The 17,806-nt window shown below is 70.3% G+C and carries 15 protein-coding genes; 4 read left to right on the top strand and 11 right to left on the bottom strand.

Annotated features, from left to right (window positions below):
- Nucleotides 1-219: 219 nt before the first annotated feature.
- From CLV40_RS21650 to CLV40_RS21635, 4 genes are all read right to left on the bottom strand, one after another.
- Nucleotides 220-1,158, bottom strand: a complete 939-nt coding sequence (locus CLV40_RS21650) for an alpha/beta fold hydrolase (protein WP_104480793.1) — start codon at nucleotides 1,156-1,158, stop codon at nucleotides 220-222.
- 8 nt (nucleotides 1,159-1,166) lie between these two features.
- Nucleotides 1,167-1,652, bottom strand: coding sequence for a phage holin family protein (locus CLV40_RS21645; protein WP_104480792.1), 486 nt, complete (start codon nucleotides 1,650-1,652; stop codon nucleotides 1,167-1,169).
- Nucleotides 1,653-1,717: 65 nt separating this feature from the next.
- The gene (nhaA, locus tag CLV40_RS21640) at nucleotides 1,718-2,917 is read right to left on the bottom strand and encodes a Na+/H+ antiporter NhaA (protein WP_104480791.1); all 1,200 of its coding nucleotides are present in this window, start codon (nucleotides 2,915-2,917) and stop codon (nucleotides 1,718-1,720) included.
- Between the two features lie 79 nt (nucleotides 2,918-2,996).
- Nucleotides 2,997-3,740, bottom strand: coding sequence for a VIT1/CCC1 transporter family protein (locus tag CLV40_RS21635; RefSeq protein WP_374065183.1), 744 nt, complete (start codon nucleotides 3,738-3,740; stop codon nucleotides 2,997-2,999).
- Between the two features lie 98 nt (nucleotides 3,741-3,838).
- Between CLV40_RS21635 and CLV40_RS21630 the strand changes: the two genes are divergently transcribed.
- Nucleotides 3,839-4,555 carry a lysophospholipid acyltransferase family protein gene (locus CLV40_RS21630; RefSeq protein WP_104480790.1) on the top strand — a complete coding sequence of 239 codons (717 nt, stop codon included), beginning with the start codon at nucleotides 3,839-3,841 and terminating at the stop codon, nucleotides 4,553-4,555.
- Between the two features lie 32 nt (nucleotides 4,556-4,587).
- Here CLV40_RS21630 and acs read toward each other — a convergent pair whose 3' ends face one another.
- Nucleotides 4,588-6,567, bottom strand: a complete 1,980-nt coding sequence (acs, locus tag CLV40_RS21625; protein ID WP_104480789.1) for an acetate--CoA ligase — start codon at nucleotides 6,565-6,567, stop codon at nucleotides 4,588-4,590.
- A 335-nt stretch (nucleotides 6,568-6,902) separates the two neighbouring features.
- On the opposite strand from acs, the gene CLV40_RS21620 reads away from it, so the two are divergent.
- The 3 genes from CLV40_RS21620 to CLV40_RS21610 all read left to right on the top strand — a co-directional run bounded on the left by CLV40_RS21620 (nucleotide 6,903) and on the right by CLV40_RS21610 (nucleotide 9,435).
- Nucleotides 6,903-8,234: a GGDEF domain-containing protein gene (locus CLV40_RS21620; protein WP_104480788.1), complete on the top strand. Its 1,332-nt coding sequence runs from the start codon at nucleotides 6,903-6,905 to the stop codon at nucleotides 8,232-8,234.
- Nucleotides 8,235-8,256: 22 nt separating this feature from the next.
- Nucleotides 8,257-8,988, top strand: coding sequence for a Fic family protein (locus CLV40_RS21615; RefSeq protein WP_104480940.1), 732 nt, complete (start codon nucleotides 8,257-8,259; stop codon nucleotides 8,986-8,988).
- A gap of 153 nt (nucleotides 8,989-9,141) precedes the next feature.
- Nucleotides 9,142-9,435, top strand: coding sequence for a hypothetical protein (locus CLV40_RS21610; RefSeq protein WP_146108164.1), 294 nt, complete (start codon nucleotides 9,142-9,144; stop codon nucleotides 9,433-9,435).
- Nucleotides 9,436-9,512: 77 nt separating this feature from the next.
- Here CLV40_RS21610 and CLV40_RS21605 read toward each other — a convergent pair whose 3' ends face one another.
- From CLV40_RS21605 to CLV40_RS21580, 6 genes are all read right to left on the bottom strand, one after another.
- Nucleotides 9,513-10,436 (bottom strand): N-acetylmuramic acid 6-phosphate etherase, encoded by a 924-nt coding sequence (locus tag CLV40_RS21605; protein WP_104480786.1) that lies wholly within the window; start codon nucleotides 10,434-10,436, stop codon nucleotides 9,513-9,515.
- 43 nt (nucleotides 10,437-10,479) lie between these two features.
- A complete protein-coding gene (locus CLV40_RS21600) occupies nucleotides 10,480-11,397 on the bottom strand; it encodes a MurR/RpiR family transcriptional regulator (RefSeq protein ID WP_104480785.1) in 918 nt (305 codons plus the stop codon).
- Nucleotides 11,398-11,565: 168 nt separating this feature from the next.
- A complete protein-coding gene (locus CLV40_RS21595) occupies nucleotides 11,566-13,287 on the bottom strand; it encodes a serine hydrolase domain-containing protein (RefSeq protein ID WP_104480784.1) in 1,722 nt (573 codons plus the stop codon).
- Nucleotides 13,288-13,296: 9 nt separating this feature from the next.
- Nucleotides 13,297-14,577, bottom strand: a complete 1,281-nt coding sequence (locus CLV40_RS21590) for an exo-beta-N-acetylmuramidase NamZ family protein (protein WP_104480783.1) — start codon at nucleotides 14,575-14,577, stop codon at nucleotides 13,297-13,299.
- Between the two features lie 6 nt (nucleotides 14,578-14,583).
- Nucleotides 14,584-16,305 carry a glycoside hydrolase family 3 protein gene (locus CLV40_RS21585; protein WP_104480782.1) on the bottom strand — a complete coding sequence of 574 codons (1,722 nt, stop codon included), beginning with the start codon at nucleotides 16,303-16,305 and terminating at the stop codon, nucleotides 14,584-14,586.
- Nucleotides 16,306-16,945: 640 nt separating this feature from the next.
- Nucleotides 16,946-17,776, bottom strand: a complete 831-nt coding sequence (locus CLV40_RS21580) for an HAD-IB family hydrolase (RefSeq protein WP_104480781.1) — start codon at nucleotides 17,774-17,776, stop codon at nucleotides 16,946-16,948.
- Nucleotides 17,777-17,806 lie beyond the last annotated feature (30 nt).

Raw genomic sequence — 17,806 nt, 5'->3', positions numbered from 1 at the left:
CCAGCCACCGCCCGCATCCGCAGGAGCGTCACCACCCGTGCCGCGAGCTGGTCGTCCCCAGCATCGACAGTCTGTGGATAACTTGTGGACAACCCCGCTCCAGACTGGGGACTGCCAGTGGATCGGTCATCCCTTCCTGGGGACAAATCCCGATATGGAAGGCAAAAGACCCACGTCACACCCAGTTCAAGCCCCACACCCAGCCTGTGGACAAGTTCCTCAGGGTCGCAGGTTCTTGATGAAGCTCGTCACCCGCGCGTTCGTCGCCTGCGGTGCTTCCTCGTGCGGGAAGTGGCCGACCTGGGGCAGCGTGTGGGTCTCGGTGTGGCCTGCGATCCACGGGGTCGACGACGGTCGGGTGCGGGGGAGGACCAGCGGGTCGTCCGCGCCGTAGAGCTGCAGGACCGGGGTCGTCAGCCTGCGGGCCATGGCCTCGGCGTACCGGCGGCCTTCGCTGCGGACCTGCGAGCGCAGGGCCCAGCGGTGGTATTCGAGGGCGCTGTGCGCGACGCCGGGGACCAGCATGGCCGCTCGGTACCGCTCGGCCGCCTCCGGCAGCTCCGGCCAGTACCGGCCCGACCACGACCGCAGCTGCCGCTCCACCGCCGCCGCGTCGTCGCGGGTCAGGCGGCGTTCGGGAAGGAGGGGGAGTTGGGCGCGGAACAGGTGGCCCAGGGCGCGCGCCTGGTTGCGGGGGGAGCGGCGCAGCGCGGTGCGGCCGATCTGGGCGCGCAGGGCCAGGGGGTGGGGTGCGGACACCGCGGTCACCGACGTGACCACGCGGGCGTGCAGTGCCGCGACGCTCCAGGCCAGGAGGCCGCCCCAGTCGTGGCCGACCAGGTGGGCGCTGGTCTCCCCGAGGGACTTGACCAGCCCCGCGACGTCGCCGGACAGGGTCCACGCGTCGTAGCCGCGCGGGGGTTTGTCGGAGTCGCCGTAGCCGCGCAGGTCGACCGCGACCGCGCGGAAGCCCGCGTCGCCCAGGGCGGTGAGCTGGTGGCGCCACGACCACCAGAAACCCGCGAAACCGTGCAGCAGCAGCACCAGCGGGCCCTCGCCGGTCTCGGCCACGTGCAGCCGGATGCCGTTGGCGTGGACGTCCCGGTGCGCCCACGGCCCGTCGATGCGGACGCTCGACGGGTCCAGCCGCGTCGCCATGCCCCGGGTCAGGGCTTGGGTTCGCCGCGGTGGGTCAACGCGGCGGCGGTGTCCTTGACCGTGGTGATCGTGCGTTCCGGTGCCCGGATGGCCTTGACCTTGCGCCAGCCGAGGAACGCGAACAGCGTGACGATGACCAGCATGAAGCCGAACACCATGCCGAACGCGGCGGAGCGCTTGAAGCCGACGTCGGCGAGCAGCTCGGCCAAGGCGAAGAAGAAGAAGATCGAGCTGTAGAGCAGGACCGACAGCGAGATGAAGAAGAAGATGCTGCCCTTGATCCCCTTCTTGACCTCCTTGGCCACCTCGGACTTGGCCAGCTCGACCTCGGCCCGGACCAGGGTGGACAGGTGGGTCGTGGCGTCCTTGACCAGGGCCCCGATGGACTGGTCGGCCCCCGCCGCGGTGGCGCGGTCGTCAGCCAGGGGGATCGAGGGGACTTGCGGCAGCCCCGAACCGTCTGCTTTTCCGTGCGCGCTGGTCACCTGCGTCATCGTGCCATGCTCGATCAGCGGAGGCCGTGTGGGCTTCTACCCCGCGTTTCGCGCGTCGCGCCCGCTCACCCCGCGCGGTGTGCCTTGCTCCGCCTGATCAGCGCGGCTGCCGCGAGCAGCGCCGCCGCGGCCGACGCCAGCAGCACCGCGGCCTTGGCCACCTCGGCGTCGGCGGGGGGCAGCGCCAACTCGGAGATCAACAGGCTGACGGTGAACCCGACCCCGCCCAGCAGCGCCACCGCGACCAGGTCCCGCTTGCCCAGCCCGGGTGGCAGCGCGCCGAGCCGCAGCCGCACGGCCAGCAGCGCCGACCCCGCGATCCCGACCAGCTTCCCCACTACGAGCCCGATGGCGACAGCCCAGGCCACTCGATCGCTCACAAGCCGGTTGAGGGCCTCCGCGCCGACCGGCACGCCCGCCGCGAAAAACGCGAAGACGGGCACGGCGACCCCTGCCGACCACGGTTGGAGGCGGTGTTCGAGCCGCAGCGCGGGGGCTTCTCGCTCGTACGGGTCCTTCTTGACCCTCGTCAGCAAGGCAAGCCCGACCCCGGCGAGGGTGGCGTGCACGCCGGATGAGTGCACTGCGAGCCACACGGCCACTACGAGCGGGACGTACACCCACGCCGTGGTGATCCTTCGACGTTGGAGGTACCAGTACAGGCCCAAGAGGACGATCGCGATGCCGAAGGAGACGAAGTTGATGGAAGCGGTGAAGAGGATCGCGATTAGCACTATCGCGCCCAAGTCATCCACTACGGCCAAACTCAACAGGAACACCCGCGCGCCGCTGGGCATCCCCGACCCGGTCAGCGCCAGCACCCCCAAGGCGAACGCGATATCCGTCGCCACCGGTATCGCCCACGCGGCGTCCGCGCGCGGATCACCCCAGGCAACGGCCAACGCCAGCACCGCGGGCACGACCATCCCGCCCAACGCGGCCACTACGGGCAACAACGCCGTCTTGAACTCGGACAGCTCACCCAGCACCAATTCGCGCTTGAGCTCCAGTCCCGCGACGAAGAAGAAGAGCGCCAGCAGACCGTCCTTGGCCCAGTCGCCGACGGTGAGGTCCAGGTGCAGGAAGTGTGGACCGACGACCGTGTCGCGGATGGACTCGTAAACCCCCGAGACAGGCGAGTTCGCCAACAACAAGGCGAGGGCGGCGGCGCCCAGCAGGACCATCCCGCCGACTGTCTCGGTGCGCAGGAAGCGGGCGAACTCCGTGAGGGTCTTGGGGGCGTGCGGGCGGCGACGGCGTGACAAGGGCTGCTCCAGGGTAGGGCGGATCCATTGCCGACCAGACTTCCCGGCGCACCTTTACACGACTCTAACGCACGGAAGCTCAACCCACCGTGACGCCGAAGAGCACTCCTACGAAGTAGGTGACCACCATCGCCAAAGTCCCCACTACGACGTTGCGGACCACGGCCCGCCGCGCGGACGCGTTCCCTAACCGCGCGCTGATAGCCCCTGTCAGCACAAGACCGACCACAACGGCCACGATGCACGCCCACACCCGCACGTCCACCGGCGGCAACGCGATGGCGACCAGCGGGATGAGCGCCCCGACCGCGAAGGACACGAACGACGCCCACGCCGCCTGCCACGGGCTGGTCAGGTTGTCCGGGTCGATCCCCAGCTCCGCGTCGGCGTGCGCGTGCAGGGCGTCCTTCTCGGTCAGCTCCCGGGCCACCCGCGCGGCCAGCTCGGGGGACAGGCCCTTCTCCTCGTAGATCTCCGCCAGCTCGCGCTCCTCGGCCTCGGGCATCTCCCGCAGCTCGCGCTCCTCGAGCCGCAGCGCGGCCCGCTCGGTGTCGCGTTGCGTGCTGACCGACACGTACTCACCGCCCGCCATCGACAGCGCGCCCGCGACCAGACCGGCCACCCCGGCCGCCAGGATCGCCGTGCGGTCGGCCGTCGCGCCCGCGACACCGACCACCAGGCCCGCGGTGGAGATGATCCCGTCGTTCGCGCCGAGCACGCCCGCGCGCAGCCAGTTCAGCCGGTTGGCCAATCCATTGTGGTGCGGCTCACCCTCGTGGGTGGCGCCCTCCGGTGTCACTGCGGCGTCGCGTTCGGTGCTCACCGGGGCATTCTCCGCCGTGATCGGGGATCCGACCACCACCACCGGGAGTTGTGCAGCAGGATTGCGGCGTGAACGACTCCAGTGGACCGGGTAAGCCGATGGGCACGTTGCGGGCGATCGGGATGATGTTCCGGGTGCCGAGGCGCGGGCGCGGCTTCTGGTTCAGCCTCGCCATCGATCTGATCTGGCCGCTCATGGCGCTGGCCACCCGCCTGCGCTTCCGCGGTCGGGACAAGCTGCCCAAAACCGGCGGCTTGCTGCTGGCGTCGAACCACCTGTCGTTCGCCGACCCGGTCACGGTCACCGCGTTCGCCCTGTCGGCGGGCCGGATCCCCCGGTACCTGGCCAAGGCGAGCCTGTGGAAGGTGCCGGTCATCGGCAAGGTGGTCGCGGGTGGCGGTCACATCCCGGTGGAGCGCAACACCTCCCGCGCGCGGGACGCGTTCACCGGCGCGGTTGAGGCTGTCCAGCGCGGTGAGTGCGTGATGTTCTTCCCGGAGGCGGGCTTCTCCGACGACGTCGACCACTGGCCGTCGCAGCGGGTCAAGAACGGTGTCGCGCGCGTGGCGCTGGAAACCGGCGCACCGGTGATCCCGGTGGTCAACTGGGGTACGCACGCGTTGTTGCCCGCGACCGCGAAGTTCCCGAAGCTGTTCCCGCGCAAGACGGTCGACATCATCGCGGGGGACCCGGTGGACCTGTCCGACATCGAGGGCACCGACCGCGCGGCGATGGACCAGGCGACCAAGCGCATCATGCACGCCATCACCGAGCTGCTGGCGGAGCTGCGCGGCGAAGAGCCCCCCGTCCGCTAGGACGAGGGGCTCCTCACAAGACCGGTACTTCGTTAATCCTCGCTACTGGTGGAGCTCTTGAGGCCGCTGCTGATCAGCTCCATGACCGCGGAGTCGGCGAGGGTGGTGGTGTCGCCGATGTCGCGGTTCTCGGCGACGTCGCGCAGCAGCCGCCGCATGATCTTGCCGCTGCGGGTCTTGGGCAGCTCGTTGACGATCAGGATCTGCCGGGGCTTCGCGATCGGGCCGATCTCGCTGGCCACGTGGTCGCGCAGCGTCTTCACGGTGTCCGGCGACGGCGCCGCCGAGCCGCGCAGGATGACGAAGGCCACGATGCCCTGGCCGGTGGTCGCGTCGGTGGCGCCGACGACCGCGGCCTCGGCCACCGTCGGGTGCGACACCAGCGCCGACTCCACCTCGGTGGTGGAGATCCGGTGGCCGGAGACGTTCATCACGTCGTCGACCCGGCCCAGCAGCCAGATGTCGCCGTCGTTGTCGTACTTGGCGCCGTCACCGGCGAAGTAGAAGCCCTCCTCGGCGAAGCGCGACCAGTAGGTGTCGCGGTAGCGCTCCTCGTCGCCCCAGATGCCGCGCAGCATCGACGGCCACGGCTCGTCGAGCACCAGGTAGCCGCCACCGCCGTGCGGGACCTCGACGGCCTTGTCGTCGACGACCTTGGCCGAGATGCCCGGCAGCGGGCGCTGCGCCGAGCCCGGCTTGGTGTGCGTCACACCGGGCAGCGGGCTGATCATGATGGCGCCGGTCTCGGTCTGCCACCAGGTGTCCACGATCGGCGTGCGGTTCGCGCCGACGTTCTCCCGGTACCAGATCCACGCCTCGGGGTTGATCGGCTCGCCGACGCTGCCCAGCACGCGCAGGCTCGACAGGTCGTAGCGGGCCGGGATGTCCGCGCCCCACTTCATGAACGTGCGGATCAGCGTGGGCGCGGTGTAGTAGATCGAGACCCCGTGCTCCTGGATGATCTCCCAGTGGCGGCCCTCGTGCGGGGTGTTCGGGGTGCCCTCGTAGACCACCTGCGTCGCGGCGTTGGACAGCGGGCCGTAGACGATGTAGGTGTGGCCGGTGATCCAGCCGATGTCGGCGGTGCACCAGTAGACGTCGGTCTCCGGCTTGAGGTCGAAGACGGCGTGGTGGGTGTAAGAGGCCTGGGTGAGGTACCCGCCGGAGGTGTGCAGGATGCCCTTCGGGTTACCCGTGGTGCCGCTGGTGTACAGGATGAACAGCGGGTGCTCGGCGTCGAACGCCTGCGCCTCGTGCGTGTCCGCCTGGCGGTCCACCAGGTCGTGCCACCAGATGTCGCGGCCCTCGGTCCAGCCGACCTCGCCGCCGGTGCGGCGCACCACCAGCACGTGCTCGATGGACGGGGTGTGCGCGGTGGCCTCGTCGGTGTTGTCCTTCATCGGGGCGGGCGCGCCGCGCCGGTACTGCCCGTCGGAGGTGATCAGCAGCCGGGCCTGCGCGTCGTCGATGCGCGAGCGCAGCGCGGTGGAGGAGAAGCCGCCGAAGACGACGCTGTGCACCAGGCCAAGGCGGGCGCAGGCCAGCATGGAGAAGATGGCCTCGGGGATCATCGGCATCTGGATGGCGACGCGGTCGCCCGCGTTCAGCCCCAGCTCGGTGAGCGCGTTGGCGGTCTTGGACACCTCGCGGTGCAGGTCGGCGTAGGTGATGGTGCGGCCGTCACCCGGCTCGCCGACCCAGTGGATGGCCACGCGGTCGCCCAGGCCCGCCTCGACGTGCCGGTCGACGCAGTTGACCGCGACGTTCAGCTTGCCGCCGACGAACCACTTGGCGAAGGGCGCGTTGTCCCAGTCCAGCACCTGCGACCACTTGGTGTCCCAGGTGAGCCGCTCGGCCTGCTCGGCCCAGAACCCCTCGCGGTCCCGCGCAGCCTGCTCGTACGCCGCCGCCCCCACGTTCGCCGCGCCGCTGAACTCGTCGGACGGGGCGAACACCCTGCTCTCCGTCGACAGGTTGTCCAGCGTCGGACTCTGACCGGACTGCTCGGTCATGGAACTGACCTCCTCGGGTGAATACCGGCTTCTCCGGCGGGCGCGGCCGGGTGTCGAGTGGAATCTAGTGCGCGCGGGTCGCGCATGACAGTCCGACACCGCATAGGTATAGACCAGTAACGCCCCGGTTCGGGCTCCGCCGATCGGGCGGAGTCTGCTCCGTTCGGCTGTCCCCGGCCGATTTCGCGGAAAGTGGTCTTGCGGAGACGTACCGTGGTCTACGGGGCCCGGCAAGGTGAAAACCGGTGCGCCAGAGTACTTCCTCCACTGGCCGCACCGCACCGATCCGGGGTCGGACTGTGCTGTCCGACATAGTCGGGGGAGGTGCTGTTGATGTGCGCGGGCTAGCCGTCGCTCGTCGGATCAGGGCGCTCGACCTGCGTGGTCACACCACCGCGGCGGGCTTCCTCTGGATAATCGCCGCCGAGGTCGCCGTCTGCGCGTGGGTGGTTGTAAGCACGTTGGCCGCGGGGCCGGTCGACGGGTACTCGTTGTGGGTCCTGGGGCTGTTGACCGCGTGCGCCGTCGCGCACATAGAGGCCACCCGCACTGCGGAGATGCGCCGCTGGGCCGCTCCCGTCACCGGTGAGCACATTGACCACGCGGGGGTGTGGACCTTCGCGGGCGCGTTGTTGCTGCCGGTTCCTGTAGTGGTCGTCCTGGTGTTGGCGATCCGGTTGCGGCGGTACTTCATCATAAGGAAACCACTCGGTCGCTATGTGTTCACGACCTGCGCCGTCACCTCGTCCGTCCTGGCCGCGCACGCCGTGGCGACTGTGTCCGGGGTGCACGACTGGGTTCGAGGCGCGCCGATCCCACCGGAGCGGGTGGCGTCGGCGGCACTCATGGTCACCGCCGCGTTCGCGCTCTACTACGTCGCGCAGACGGTCGTTATCGGTGTCGCGCGCGGTCTGCGCACCGGTTGGTCGTTGGTGGGCATGCTGGGCGATCGGCGACAGAACTTCGACCTGGTCGTCACGCTCTGCCTGGGCTTGGTCGGCGCGTGGGGTGCCGGTGTCGCCAATGGGGCGCTTCTTGTGGGCGTGCTGGTCGTAGTAGTGGCGTACACCCGGCACACGCAGCGGATCGAGCTCCTGGAGCAGGAGCGCGACCGGTTGGAGGTCGACGCGCTGCACGACCCCCTGACCGGCCTGGCCAACCAGCGCGGGTTCAACCGCGCCGCGGCGCTCGCGCTGCTGGCCGACCACGCCAGGCAGCGGCGGACCGCGGTGCTGATGTTCGACCTCGACCGGTTCAAGCAGGTCAACTCGCGGCTGGGGCACCTCGGCGCGAACGAGGTGCTGAAGGGCTTGGCGGCGGTGCTGCGCGACTCCGTGGGGTCCGACGACCTCGTGTGCCGGTGGGGCGGTGAGGAGTTCTCGGTCGTGGTGCCGAGCACGACCCGCTCCGACGCGTGGGCCGTCGCCGAGCTCGTCCGCGCGTCCGTGGAGTCGATGATGGTGCGGCTGACCAAGGCGGGTCGCGCCGAGTGGGTCGGCGGCTTCACCATCTCCGGGGGGATCGCGTTCTCCCCGGAGCACGGCGCGGACCTGGCCACCCTGCAGGAGTGCGCCGACCAGGCGCTGGCCGAGGCCAAGGAGGGCGGTCGGAATCAGGTCCGGGTCTGCCCGGCGCTGCCCGCGCGGATCCTCGACACGCCGCTGTGAGGCGCCGGTAGTGTCCGGCGGCGTGACAGATCCGCTGGCCCCGCTGCTCGACCTGCCCGGCATCACCGATGCCGTGGCCGCCGCCCGCGACGCGGTCGCCGACGTCCACCGCCACCCGACCAACCGCCGGGGTTGGCCCGCGACGGCCGCGGAGGCGTCCGTGCGCGCTGCCCGCGCGTCGGCTGTCTTGGACGGTGGCGATCCGGAGATCCCGGAGGAGGGGGAGGTCCGCGACCCTGTCTTGGCGGGTGCGCTGCGGGTCGCCGAGGCACTGGGCCCGTTGCTGCCGACGTGGGAACGAGCCCCCATGCAGGCCCTCGCCAAGCTGCACGTACTCGCCGCCGCCGACCTGACCGACGAGGAGTCCCTGGGCCGTCCCCGCGCGGGCTTGGGCGTGACGAGCAGGCTCGACTTGCTCGCGGGCCTGGTCGCGGGCGGTACGAAGGTGCCGGGCCCGGTCTTGGCCGCCATTGTCCACGGCGAGCTGCTGGCGTTGACACCCTTCGGCACCGCCGACGGCGTAGTAGCCCGAGCGGCGGCCCGACTGACCCTCATCGGCACCGGCCTGGATCCCAAGGGCCTCGCCGTACCGGAGGTCGCCTTCATGCGCCGACGCGACCACTACGGCGCGTTGGCGGACGGCTTCACCACCGGAGACCCGGACGCCATCGCCGCCTGGATCGTCTTCTGCTGCGAGGCAGTCCAGGCAGGTGCCCGCGAGGCCACGAGCATCGCCGACGCCGCTACCGGCTGACGAATTCCTGCCAATTTCGCATAACTCCTCGCTGGCGCGGAGTTATGGCAGCTCTGACTGCCTCAACCCGATTGGCCGATTCCTATCTCGGACCGCTTTTGGTGAGATAGGAACTAACCGATAGCAGTCCTCGTCAATGGGTAAGAGGGGTTCATGAGCAGCAGTATTCGTCGGTTCGCGCTAGTGGTCGCGAGCCTGGGCGCGATGGTGGCCGTGACCGTGGTCAGCGTGCCCGCGCAGGCGTCCGAAGGTGGTCCGCTCTGCCACGTCGACCGCAACACCTGGGTGTTCGACTCGCCCGGCGGGAAGCACGTTTACACCATTGACGCGGGTGGCGGTTTCCGGCTGCACGAGGTGCGTGGTGACGGCTACGCCTTGGGCCACGGGAATGGTCACAGCGACGGATACATCGTCAACGACGGCCGCATCCAGGGGTGCCACTATTAGTTCGCCGCGGCCACTCCCCGGGGACGGATCCGTCCCCGGGGAGTTTCGCTATTGATCGCGTTTTCCGCTCACCCGGATCAGAGCACGGGCGCGGCGAGGAGGCCGAGTGCGCGGCGGACGTGGCCGCTGGCCTCGGCCAGCGCGCGGGCCGCGTCGCGGATGTCCACGCCGGAGAGCAGGTGGACCATGGCCACCTTGAGGTCGCCGTGGGCCGCCATCAGGGCCGCGGTGCACTCCTGGGGGCCCGATCCGGTGGCCTCCCGCAGGATGCGCAGGCTGCGACCGCGCAACTTGGCGTTGGAGGCCCGCATGCTGACCATCAGGTTCGAGTAGGTGCGCCCCATCTTCACCATGACCGCGGTGGAGAACGAGGTCAGCAGGATCTTCTGCGCCGTCCCCGCCTTCATCCTGGTCGACCCCGAGATCGCCTCCGGACCGGTGTCCACGGCGATCATCAGGTCCACCCCGGGGACGATGGAGTCCGGGTTGTTCGACACCAGCGCCGTAGTGGCGCCGATCTCGCGCGCCGCGGCCAACGCCCCCAACACGTAGGGGGTGCGCCCGGACGCGGTCAGGCCCAGCACGAAGTCGCCGGGTCGGACGTCGCGCCGCATCTCGGCGGCGCCCGCCAACTCGTCGTCCTCGGCGCCCTCCGCGGTGACCCGCAGCGCGGCCGTGCCGCCCGCGTGGTGCACCTGGAACCAGTCGTCGGGGACGTTGTAGGTGGGGGCGAGCTCGGCGGCGTCGAGCGTGGCGAGCCTGCCCGAGGTGCCCGCGCCCACGTAGTGCACGCGGTGACCGGTGCGCAGCGCTTCCGTGGCCTTGTCCACCGCGCGGCCCAGCTGGGGCAGCGCGGCGGCGACGGCGGCGGGCACCAGCTGGTCCTCGGAGTTGATCGTCCGCAGGATCTGCAGCGTCGACATCCGGTCGATCTCCGTGGTGCGCGGGTTCCGCCACTCGGTTGGGGATTCGACGTGGATCGACTGGCGTGGCACGGTCATCTCAGGTCCCCCTTCCCGGCGCGGCGGAACCGCGCACCACGGGTCACTTCCCGGTCTCTCTCGGCTTGCGCCTGCCGTCGTGCCTGGTCTCCAGCCGGTGCGGGCCGACCGCGTCCCGGGTGGAGTCCAGCGCCTTGATCGACTGGTCGAGGTGGTGCTGGGCGACGCCGATGAACAGGCAGTCGACGACGGTGAGCTGCGCGATGCGGCTCGCCGTGGCGCCCGAGCGGAACGTGGTCTCCCTGGCCGCGGTGGTCAGCACCAGGTCGGCGACCTCGGCGATCGGGGAGGTCGGGTAGTTCGTGAGCGCGACCGTGGTCGCGCCGTGCTCCCGAGCCGTCCGCAGCGCCTCGACGGTGTCCGCCGTGGCGCCGGTGTGCGAGATGGCAACCGCGACGTCACCCGGACCGAGTACCGCCGCGGAGGTCAGCATGATGTGCGTGTCGTTCCACGCGAAGCTGACCCGACCGATGCGGTGCAGCTTCTGCTGCAGGTCGGCGGCGACGAAGGCGCTGGCGCCCACACCGTAGACGTCCACCCGACCCGCGGTCGCCAAGGCCTCGACGACCTTGGCGAGCACGTCGATGTCGAGTTGCTCGGAGGTCTCCTCGACGGCGCGGGCGTCGGCGAAGGTGACCTTGCCGACGACCGTCTTGAGGTCGTCGTCCGGTGCGATCTCACCGCCCAGGTCGCGGTCGGCTCGCGCCGCCGTGCGGGCCGTGTCGGCCGCAAGGGCGATGCGCAGCTCGGGGTAACCCCCGACGCCGATCGCCTTGCAGAACCGGGTCACGGTCGTCTCACTCGTACCGGCGGCCTCGGCGACCTCGGTGATGCTGCGCCGCGCCACGGTGGACGGGCTGTCGAGCACGACCTTGGCGACCCGCTGCTCCGCACGGGCCAGGCCGGGCAGGAGCGAGCGAATGCGGACCAACGGGCTTGACTCGCTGTGTTCTGCTGTCATTTGACTCGCACTCACGTGGGAAACTTACTAACAGTTACGGGGTAGTACAAGGCGCTGTGTGGCACCGCGGCGGGAACGCTACCGAACCGCGTTCATCGTCGTGGTCGGCCCTGGTGGGGGCTTGACCACCGCATCGCTACGCGAACGCGGATTGTTAGCGTCTGATCGTCAATGACTTCCAAGTTCCCACCCGACCGGTCGCATCAAGTGGGGTTCTTTCTCACCGTTGAGCAGCATCCGACTACCGTCGGTCACGAGTATCCGATCCACGATTACTCCCCGGCCGGTGTAGCGACTATCCGTGAGGTAGCGCCAGCGCAGAGTGATCTTGTCGCTGACCGGCGCGATTGCGTTGACTCTCCACCAACTGCGATGGCCATAACCGGACAAAGCCGATGTTTCGCCAACCGGAGCACCCGGGCCGGTCGCACGCACGAGCACGCTCCGCCACGAGCCGTTCCTGTCGGTGGCCTCCAGCCGCAACTCGTCGCCGGGGCCCGCGTCGACGAAGGCGTCGAACCCGACCCGCAGCGCGCGGGTGCCCGGGAGGGCGGGCCCGGTGAGCGTCGCCTCGGCCGAGTCGCCGAGACCGGTGGACCAGTGCCGCTCGCCCGCTGAGGGGCGGACCGCGAGGGCGCGGGACAGCCCGGTGGCCAGTTCCTGCCGGGCGGCGTTGATCGAACCCCGGTCCCGCCCCGGGTGGACCCGGTTGGTCAGCAGGATGGCGATCGAGCGCGATGCCGGGTCGAGTACCAGCGAGGTGCCCGTGAACCCGGTGTGCCCGGCGGAGTGGGGGCCGGAGAGGCCGCCCATGTACCAGGGTTGGTCGAGTTCGAACCCGAGTCCGTGCGCGTCTTCGGGGAAAGAAGTGTTGTAGTTCGTCAACATCGCCCGCACCGTGTCTTGCCGCAGAATCCGCCTTCCGGCGTAAGTGCCTCCATTGAGGATCGCCTGACCCAGCACGGCCAAGTCGTCCGCCGTGGAGAACACCCCCGCGTGCCCGGCGACCCCACCGAGTGCCCACGCGTTCTCGTCGTGCACCTGCCCGCGGACCATGCCTCGCGGTGGGGAGGCCTGGAACTCCGTCGCGGCTATCCGGTCGAGTTTGGTCGCTGGGGGGTTGTAGCCGGTATCGGTGAGGCGTAGTGGCGCGGTGATGCGTTCGGCGACAAAGTTGTCGAGCGGCTTGCCGCTCAGCCGTTCGACCAACACGCCCAGGGTGATCAGGTTCAGGTCGGAGTACGTAAAGGACACACCCGGGGGCGTGGCGGGCGCGCGGTCCATGACCGCCTTGATCCGGGACGCGCGGTCCGGCCAGTCGCGCCAGAGCGGGATGGTCGGTTCGAGGCCGGAGGTGTGTGTGAGCAACTGCTGGACGGTGATGGATTCCTTGCCGTTGACGCCGAACTCCGGCAGGTAGACCGACACGCGCTCGCCGACCCGCACGCGACCGTCGTCCACCAGGCACATGACCGCTACCGAGGTGAAGAGCTTGCTCATCGAGGCGACGTCGAAGATGGTGTCCCGGCGCATGGGTACCTGGCGGTCGGCCGGTAACTCCGCCTGCGCGTCGGCGTACTTAACCGCGTGCCCTACGGCCGTCCGGTCGACGATGACGCCGTTGTGCGCCAAGAGCGTGACCGCGCCCGGGTAGAGCGGTGAGCCGCCCCGCGTCCACTCGGCTATCGCGGTGTCGGCCTCGCGGATCGGCGCCGGGTCCAGCCCCACCGACGCCGGAGGGCCGTCGCGCAGCACGGTGCTCGGCGCGGCGAACCCCATCTCGGGGCGGTCGAACCTCCCCGGCGGGTTCGGCGTCGCGCTCGTCACCGTGCCGCCTGCGAGTAGACCCACGGCGACCAGCGCCACCCCGGTCCGGACCTTCCCGGCCATCGCTCCCCCTCACCGATACCGCAGATACGGTGCCCGCCTCTCGTGGAACGCCGCCAGTTCCGCCTGCCACGCCCCGACCACCTCCAGGATGCCCGCACCCGCGTCGACCATGTGGCGGAGCCGGTCGGAACCTGAAAGTTTGTCCACGTAGTTGTCGGGTCGCCAGGCGAATACCTCCGGATAGAGCAGTCGGGCGGAGACGAGCATCGTTACCGCCGTCGTGATCGCGTCGTAGTCGGCGGCGCCGGTCAGGTGGACCTGGACACCGCCGCACGCCACGCCGGTGAACTTGCCGAACGTCGGTTGGAAGTAGTGCTCGCGGAAACCGACACCAGCGAGCCCGTGCCCGTTGAGCGCGTCGGCCCACCGCCAGTCCATCCCCGGTGCACCGATGATCTCGAACGGCCGGGTGGTGCCGCGCCCCTCGGAGAGGGTGGTTCCCTCGAAGAGGCCGGTGCCGGGGTAGACCAGCGCGGTCTGCGGGGTGGGCATGTTCGGGCTCGGCATGACCCAGGTGAGCCCGGTCTGCGCGAAGAGCCGGTCTCGGCGCCAGTCGCGCACCTCGACGACCTGGAGTTCGCGCAAGCGCTTGCCCGCGTCCTGGGGCAGGAACTCGGCGTCGAAGAGGGCGGCGAGTTCGCCGACGGTCATGCCGTGCTGCTGGACGATCGGCTTGAGGCCGATCGCGGACGCGTATGCCAGGTTCAGGACAGGCCCGTACGCCCTGCCGCCGACCGGGTTGGGCCTGTCCAGCACCAGGAAGGCCGCGCCGGCGAGCACCGCCGCGTGCATGGCGGTGTACATGGTCCAGATGTAGGTGTAGAACCGCGCGCCGACGTCGGCGATGTCGAACACCACCAGGTCGACGCCCGCCTTGGCGAACTGCGCGGCGACCTGGGCGGCCGTCTTGCCGTAGGTGTCGTAGACCGGCAGGTCGGTACGGGGGTCGCGGTAGTCGCCCTCCGAGCCGCCCGCCTGCGCGGTACCCCGGAAACCGTGCTCGGGGCCGAACACCGCCACCGGCCGGACCCCGGCGGCGACCATCGAGTCGACGACGTGCGTGCCGTCCCGGGTGATGCCGGTCGGGTTCGAGACGACCCCGACGCGGTGCCCCGCGAGGCGGCGCCAGTGCTGCTCAGCGAGCACGTCCGCGCCCGGGGTGACCCGGCTCGGCCGGGGTTGCCCAAGGGTCTCGGCCAGCGCGGTCGGCTGGGCCGGGGTGGCCGCGACCAGGGTCGAGCCGGTCGCGGCGACCCCCACCGACGCGGTCAGGAACCGCCGTCTGTCCATGCGCCCCTACCAGGTCAGCCCGTGCCCGAACGGAAAGCGGACGCTCGTCGGGTCGGTGCTCGACGGCACGTCCACGGGGAGTCTTCCGAGCGGCGGTACCTCGCCGAAGAGCACCTTGACCAGCGATTCCAGCGACACACCGCGCCACGAGTAGGTCGCCACCCAGGTGGGGGCGTCGAGGAAACCGGCGTCGTAGGGGACCTGGGCGGCCACGGCGACGACCGGCTTGCCCGTGCCGAGCAGGGCGGCCAAGAGGTTGCGCTGGGGTTCGTAGGTGGAGAGGTTGTTCGTCAGCACCACTACGAGGTCGGACTCGTGGGCCGTGGCCACGGCCTGGGCGATCGCGGACTCCGCCGGGCGCGTGCCGGTCGGCAGTGACGTCGTAGTAGAGCCCCGGGCGGCGATGGCCGCGGCGACGGTGTTGGGGGAGTTGTTCGGGTTGCCCGGGTCGCCCACACCGGTCACCAGGACCTTGCCGGGGGCGGACAGGGGCAGCGTGTCGGTCGCGTTCCGCAACACCGTCACGGTTCGGTCGGTCAGCCGCTGGATCGTGGCGCGGTTCGCCGCCGACCCGACCACCCGGTCGACCTGGCGCTCCTCGACGAACGGGCGGCTGATGACCCCGCGCTTCCATTTCAGCGCCAAGACCCGACGCACGCTTTCGTCTATCCGCCGCTCGGTGAGCCTGCCGCTGCGCACAGCGCTCACTACGGCGTTTTTGGCCAGGTTGAGGTCCGGTGGCATCAGCAACTGGTCGGCCCCGGCCGACAAGGCGAGCACGGGTACCTCGGCGTCGCCGAACATCTCCCGCACACCCTGCATGTTGAGCGCGTCGGTCACGACCACGCCCTGATAACCCAGCTCCTCCCGGAGCAGGCCCGTCAGGATGGGGCGCGACAGCGTGGCGGGCACCCCGGACGGGTCGAGGGCGGGGACCTGGATGTGCGCGGTCATGATCGAGTCGACCCCGGCCGCGATGGCCGCGCGGAAGGGCGGCAGGTCGGTCCGCCGCCACGCCTCGGCCGTGCGGGTGATCACCGGCAGGCCGGTGTGGCTGTCGGTCGCCGCGTCGCCGTGGCCGGGGAAGTGCTTCGCCGCGGCGGACACGGTCTCGGTCGGTCTGCCGGAGCCCTGGTAGCCCCGGACCTCCGCCGACACCAGCTCACCGGCCAGCTGCGGGTCAGCGGAGAAGGACCGCACCCCGATGACCGGGTTGAGCGGGTTGGAGTTCACGTCCGCCACGGGGGCGAAGTTCTGGGTGACCCCCATCGCGCGCAGCTCGGCACCGTTGACCGCGGCCAGCGTCCGCGCGTCGGCCGCGTTGCGGCTCGCGCCGACGGCCATGGCGCCGGGGTACTCGGTGGCGGGTGCGGGGATCCGGGTGACGTTGCCGCCCTCTTGGTCGATGGACACGACCAGCGGCAGGCGCGGCCCCTTGGCGAGGGCGGCTCGTTGCAGACCGTTGGAGAACGCCGCCAGCTGCCGGGGGCTGTCGACGTTGTCGGTGGAGGCGTTGTTGAAGTAGATGACCCCGCCGACCTGGTAGCGCTGCACCACCTGGGCGGGCGTGTCGACGCCGTAGTGGGCGCGGTTCTCCGGGTGCGCCTCGTCGGCGGACTTCCCCCAAACCGTTGCCACGAAGAGTTGGCCGACCTTCTGCTCCAACGGCATGTGGCGTAAGAGGCTGTCGGCCCAGGAGTTCATCGCTATATCGGAGCTTGTGGACATCGAGGGTCCATCTTGCCCGGGTGCCGCCGCGGCCGGTGCGGCGGTGACGGCCGTGGCGGCCACCGCGGCGGTCGCCCACCGCCGGGCGCGGTGTCGGGGGATCGGGACTGCGGGCACGGGGCCTCCGTCGACTCGTGAGGTCTTCACCGAAAGTCGAACATCAGACGGAAGTTACCCACTGGCGCGAAAGCGCGTCAACACGTGGAACAGTCGGGGAAATCGCGGCGAGAAGGGCCCGGAAAACGGATTAGGCGGTCCCGCTCTGCAGGCGGGACCGCCCAAACCGGCGGCGCGAACCACTCGGTTTACCAAGCGTGCAACTCAAGTCGTACCTACCTGGACTCGGCGTCCGGCGTCCCGGTACGCAGTCCCTTGACGACATGCCTCCCGCGGCGCGCTGCGCGTGGGTGCTCCGGTGTCCGCGCACGGAGCCCGCTCGGGGTGGATCGGAGCTTCTCTTCGCTCTGTCCCTGGCCGACTCGGGGTCCGCACTTATGTTTCTACCCAGTGAGGAAGGTCACTTCAAGGGCACTTTCGTGTGCACCGGTCAAGGTATGTCGAAACGTCGACCTCGACGGTCGGTACGCGTACGCTGCCCTCGCCACCCGGCCCGGCAACCGTTGCGATCAGGGGGATTTCGTCACTTCTTCCGGCGCCGGTGCAGCCCGTACCATGCGGCCGCGCCCGCCGTGGCCACCGCGCCGATGCCGATCGCGGTGACCGCGACCGCCGTGCCGGACGGCGCGTGGAAGCGCGACCGCAGCGACACGGGCCTGGTGAAGGTGAGCACCGGCCACTCCCGCTCGACGGCCACCTTGCGCAGGCCGCGGTCGGGGTTCACCACCGACGGCTTGCCGACCGCCTCCAGCATCGGCAGGTCCGTGCTGGAGTCCGAATAGGCGTGGCTGGCGGCCAGGTCGTAGCCGTGCGCCGCGGCCAGCTCGCGGATCGCGGTGGCCTTGTTCGGGCCGTAGCAGTAGAAGTCGATCTCGCCGGTGTAGCGGCCGTCCACCGCCACCATGCGGGTGCCGACGCTGTGCGTGGCGCCGATCATCGCGCCGATCTGGGTGACGATCTCCGCGCCGGAGGCCGAGACCACGACCACGTCGTGCCCGTCGGCCTTGTGCCGGGCCACCAGTTCCGCGGCCTCGGCGTAGACCAGCGGGTCGACGATGTCGTGCAGGGTCTCCTCGACGATCGACCGCACCTGCTCGACGTCCCAGCCCTCGCACAGCGCGGTCAGGTGCGCGCGCATCCGCTCGACCTGGTCGGCGTCCGCGCCGGAGGAGGCGAAGACGAACTGGGCGTACGCGCTCTTGAGCACACCCCGCCGGTTGATCAGCCCGCCCTGGAAGAAGGGCCTGCTGAAGGCCAGTGCGCTCGACTTGGCGATGACCGTCTTGTCGAGGTCGAAGAACGCCGCGACCCGCCCGGGCGCGGCCTGGTCGGGCTCGCTCACGCGGCCCAGCATAGGAGCGGGTGGCCGGGTGCGGCGGTCCGC

The sequence above is a fragment of the Actinokineospora auranticolor genome, from assembly GCF_002934265.1.
Taxonomy (GTDB): Bacteria; Actinomycetota; Actinomycetes; order Mycobacteriales; family Pseudonocardiaceae; genus Actinokineospora; species Actinokineospora auranticolor.
Note: the sequence above shows the minus strand (reverse complement) of the source record. Positions and strands in the feature narration are given on the sequence as shown.

Excerpts from the sequence above, each read along its gene's own strand:
- CLV40_RS21595 (WP_104480784.1), bottom strand. The coding sequence starts at position 13,287 with ATGGCCGGGAAGGTCCGGACCGGGGTGGCGCTGGTCGCCGTGGGTCTA.
- CLV40_RS21645 (WP_104480792.1), bottom strand. The coding sequence starts at position 1,652 with ATGACGCAGGTGACCAGCGCGCACGGAAAAGCAGACGGTTCGGGGCTG.
- CLV40_RS21585 (WP_104480782.1), bottom strand. The coding sequence starts at position 16,305 with ATGTCCACAAGCTCCGATATAGCGATGAACTCCTGGGCCGACAGCCTC.
- CLV40_RS21600 (WP_104480785.1), bottom strand. The coding sequence starts at position 11,397 with ATGACAGCAGAACACAGCGAGTCAAGCCCGTTGGTCCGCATTCGCTCG.
- CLV40_RS21630 (WP_104480790.1), top strand. The coding sequence starts at position 3,839 with ATGGGCACGTTGCGGGCGATCGGGATGATGTTCCGGGTGCCGAGGCGC.
- acs (WP_104480789.1), bottom strand. The coding sequence starts at position 6,567 with ATGACCGAGCAGTCCGGTCAGAGTCCGACGCTGGACAACCTGTCGACG.
- CLV40_RS21605 (WP_104480786.1), bottom strand. The coding sequence starts at position 10,436 with ATGACCGTGCCACGCCAGTCGATCCACGTCGAATCCCCAACCGAGTGG.
- CLV40_RS21610 (WP_146108164.1), top strand. The coding sequence starts at position 9,142 with ATGAGCAGCAGTATTCGTCGGTTCGCGCTAGTGGTCGCGAGCCTGGGC.
- CLV40_RS21650 (WP_104480793.1), bottom strand. The coding sequence starts at position 1,158 with ATGGCGACGCGGCTGGACCCGTCGAGCGTCCGCATCGACGGGCCGTGG.
- CLV40_RS21580 (WP_104480781.1), bottom strand. The coding sequence starts at position 17,776 with ATGCTGGGCCGCGTGAGCGAGCCCGACCAGGCCGCGCCCGGGCGGGTC.
- CLV40_RS21590 (WP_104480783.1), bottom strand. The coding sequence starts at position 14,577 with ATGGACAGACGGCGGTTCCTGACCGCGTCGGTGGGGGTCGCCGCGACC.